Source organism: Rhizorhabdus histidinilytica (assembly GCF_900167915.1).
Classification (GTDB): Bacteria; Pseudomonadota; Alphaproteobacteria; order Sphingomonadales; family Sphingomonadaceae; genus Rhizorhabdus; species Rhizorhabdus histidinilytica.
The window spans coordinates 1-3,023 of record NZ_FUYM01000042.1 but is presented as its reverse complement, the minus strand read 5'-3'; the positions used below and the strand labels follow the sequence as shown (position 1 = coordinate 3,023).

Genomic DNA, 3,023 nt, shown 5'->3' with positions numbered 1-3,023 from the left:
CCATGGGCATGCTCAACCACCATTTCGCAGCAGCCGCCTGATCGGCGCAGAGCGACAGCCTACCTCTGACTGCCGCCAATCTTTGCAACAGAGCCGAAAACCGAACTACGCAAAGCCGCATGACCAGCACCATGACCGCCAATTTGCAGAACTTGACGCACACAACCGATCCGAATATGGACCATGCTTCGAGCAGATAAAAGACAAACGAGGGGATGATTCATGAGAGCTTATCTTTACTGTAGCGTCGCTGGGCTCCTGCTCGCGGGCGGGGGTGCCGCTTCGGCGCAAGACGCACCGGCATCGGCGCCCGCGCCGAACGCTGCGACCGCGCAGGGCGCAAACGAGATCGTGGTTACCGCGAATAAGCGCGAGGAAAAACTCAACAATGTCGGCCTGTCGATCACAGCGCTATCCGGTAATGCGCTGGCGGAGCGTAAGATAACGTCGCTTCAGGACGTCGCGTCCGCCATCCCTGGCCTTGCCTACGCGCAAAGCGCCACCAACACGCCGATCCTCACATTGCGTGGCGTAGGCTTCAACGAAAGCTCGCTCGGCGTCTACCCGGCGGTCAGCGTCTACGTCGACCAGGCCCCTCTTCCGTTTCCGGTTCTGGCAAGCCATTCGGCGTTCGATCTTCAGCGGATCGAGGTCCTGAAAGGCCCGCAGGGAACCTTGTTCGGCCAGAACTCAACCGGCGGTGCGATCAACTATATCGCGGCCAAGCCGACCCGCAGCTTCACAGCAGGCGGCGACATCAGCTACGGCCGCTTCAACGAAATTGACGGCAATGCCTATCTGAGCGGCCCGATCACCGAGAACCTGCGCGCCCGGATAGCTGTTAGCGGCACACACACCGATGACTGGCAGCGCAGCAACAGTCGCCCCTACGACACCAACGGAAAGGTCTCCTATATCACAGGGCGCGCCATCGTCGATTGGGATGCGTCGGACAGCGTGCGGTTCTCGCTCAGCCTGAATGCGTGGCGTGATACATCGGATCCGCAAGCCCCCCAATACATCGCACTTCGCGGCCAGAACCCTTTCGTGCAGCAATCGTCGATCGATTATCCGTTCTCGCCACAAAATCCCCGAGCAGCCGACTGGTCGACGGGTATCAGTACGCCGCGCAGCGACCGCAAATTCTACCAGCCCGCGCTCCGCGCGGACATCGATCTCACCGAAGCGATCACGCTGACGTCGCTCACCTCTTACGGCCACTACACCCAGCGGCAGACGACCGATGGTGATGGCATGGCGCTTGCACAAGGCGATCTGGTCAGGGACGATGGCCGGATCACCACCTTCAACCAGGAAGTGCGCCTTGCCAACTCGAGCAAGTCGGCGTTCCGATGGGTTCTCGGCGCCAACTATGAGCGCAGCCGCACTTACGAGAACCAGTTCCTCAACTTCGCAGATTCGTCCCAGAACAATGCCGGTGCCAATTTCATCGATGCGGGGGGCGTATACAATCGCCAGCGGATCAGGAACTATGCTATCTTTGGGAACGCTGAATATGACCTGACGTCCAGGCTGACGCTGAAAGGCGCAGTTCGGTATACCAACAGCCACAATCACGCGCTGACATGCACCTACGACGGTGGGGACGGACGGGTGGCGCAACTCCTCAACCTGCTGGGAAGCCTTCTCGGGACCGTGCCGTTCACGCCGATCGGCATCAATGACTGCTACGCGCTCAACCAGAACAACGTCCCGGGGACGCCCTATATCGGCCAGCTCAACCAGCACAATGTGTCCTGGCGGGCCGGTGTGGACTATCATGTCGGGCCCACCTCGTTGCTCTATGCGAACGTGTCTCGCGGGTATAAGGCAGGCAGCTTCCCGGTACTCGCTACCGCAAGCCAGTCCTCGCTGAACCCGGTGACACAGGAGCAACTCACTGCCTACGAAGCCGGCGCGAAGCTGGGTCTCTGGGATCGAAAGGTGCAGCTCAACCTGGCCGGCTTCTATTATGATTATCGTAACAAGCAGGTGCGCGGAAAGATCAACGATCCATTGTTTTCCGTGCTCGACCTCCTCGTCAATGTTCCTAAATCGCGCGTCCTTGGTTTCGATGGAGATGTGACGATCAACCCCTTGCCGGGCCTTAGTCTCACAGGATCCCTCACCTATCTCGATAGCAAGGTCCAACGCTATTCGGGTTACAACGCGATCGGAGAGGTCAACAATTTCGCGGGCGACCGGCTGCCCTTCACGTCGAAGTGGAATGTCGGCCTCAATGCCGACTACAAGGCTCGGCTCGACAATGGCGGAGCGCCCTTCATCGGAATTACGATGAATGCGCGATCCTCGCAGGACGCGGTAATCGGCGGCGGACGCATCGTCATCCCACCATCGCCGGTGAACAAGGTACTTCCAGGATTGATTCATCCCTTCGAGATGAAGGGCTACGCCACGTTCGACGCGCGGGTGGGATACGAGGCGCCGGATGGGCGCTGGACCGTGTCCCTCTGGGGCAAGAATATCTTCAACAAATATTACTTCACCAGCGTGATCACTTTCAACGACTCGATCTCGCGATTTGCTGCTCGGCCAGCGACCTATGGAGTCACGCTTGGCTTCAAGTTCGATTGACGTGCGCCTGGCATGGGCGCCTGAGGGAGGGGGCACCGTCACGTCCCTCAATATTGTCGGCCTGGGACTTTGCAGGCCGGCAGACATCAAGCTTCACACCTGCTGGCGACTGGGAGTATTTGATGGCCGATTCCGTTGATCCGTCGCCGAGCCCCTATAGATATGTCTGGGCCTGTGCGTGGGGTGGCCCTATCTTTCTTGCGGCCTCTCTATTGTTCTGGGGTCTGCTCGCCCGGAACATCCCGCCCTTTACGCCGAACGTCGACGCTCAATTGATCGCCGATCATTTCCGCCAGCACAAGAATGCTATCAGGGCAGGGATGGTGCTGACGATGGCTCTGTTGCAAAAATCGTGAAGCTTGAGCATGCTTGGCGGAGATTGGACGGACGGAACGATGACGGATTTCAAGTGGCGCCATTTCCAGGGT

General features: G+C 59.0%; 2 protein-coding genes and 1 pseudogene. 2 read left to right on the top strand and 1 reads right to left on the bottom strand.

Annotated elements, in window-relative coordinates; all coding sequences use genetic code 11:
- Both B5X82_RS26975 and B5X82_RS25985 read left to right on the top strand, forming a co-directional pair.
- Positions 1-226 (top strand): annotated as a pseudogene (locus B5X82_RS26975) (hypothetical protein); the annotation flags it as partial.
- The gene (locus B5X82_RS25985) at positions 223-2,595 is read left to right on the top strand and encodes a TonB-dependent receptor (protein WP_021222973.1); all 2,373 of its coding nucleotides are present in this window, start codon (positions 223-225) and stop codon (positions 2,593-2,595) included. The pseudogene B5X82_RS26975 and the gene B5X82_RS25985, both read left to right, overlap by 4 nt.
- Before the next feature lie 209 nt (positions 2,596-2,804).
- On the opposite strand, the gene B5X82_RS26970 is transcribed toward B5X82_RS25985, so the two are convergent.
- Positions 2,805-3,023 (bottom strand): hypothetical protein (locus tag B5X82_RS26970; RefSeq protein WP_217699594.1); only part of this gene is annotated, 219 nt, incomplete at its 5' end.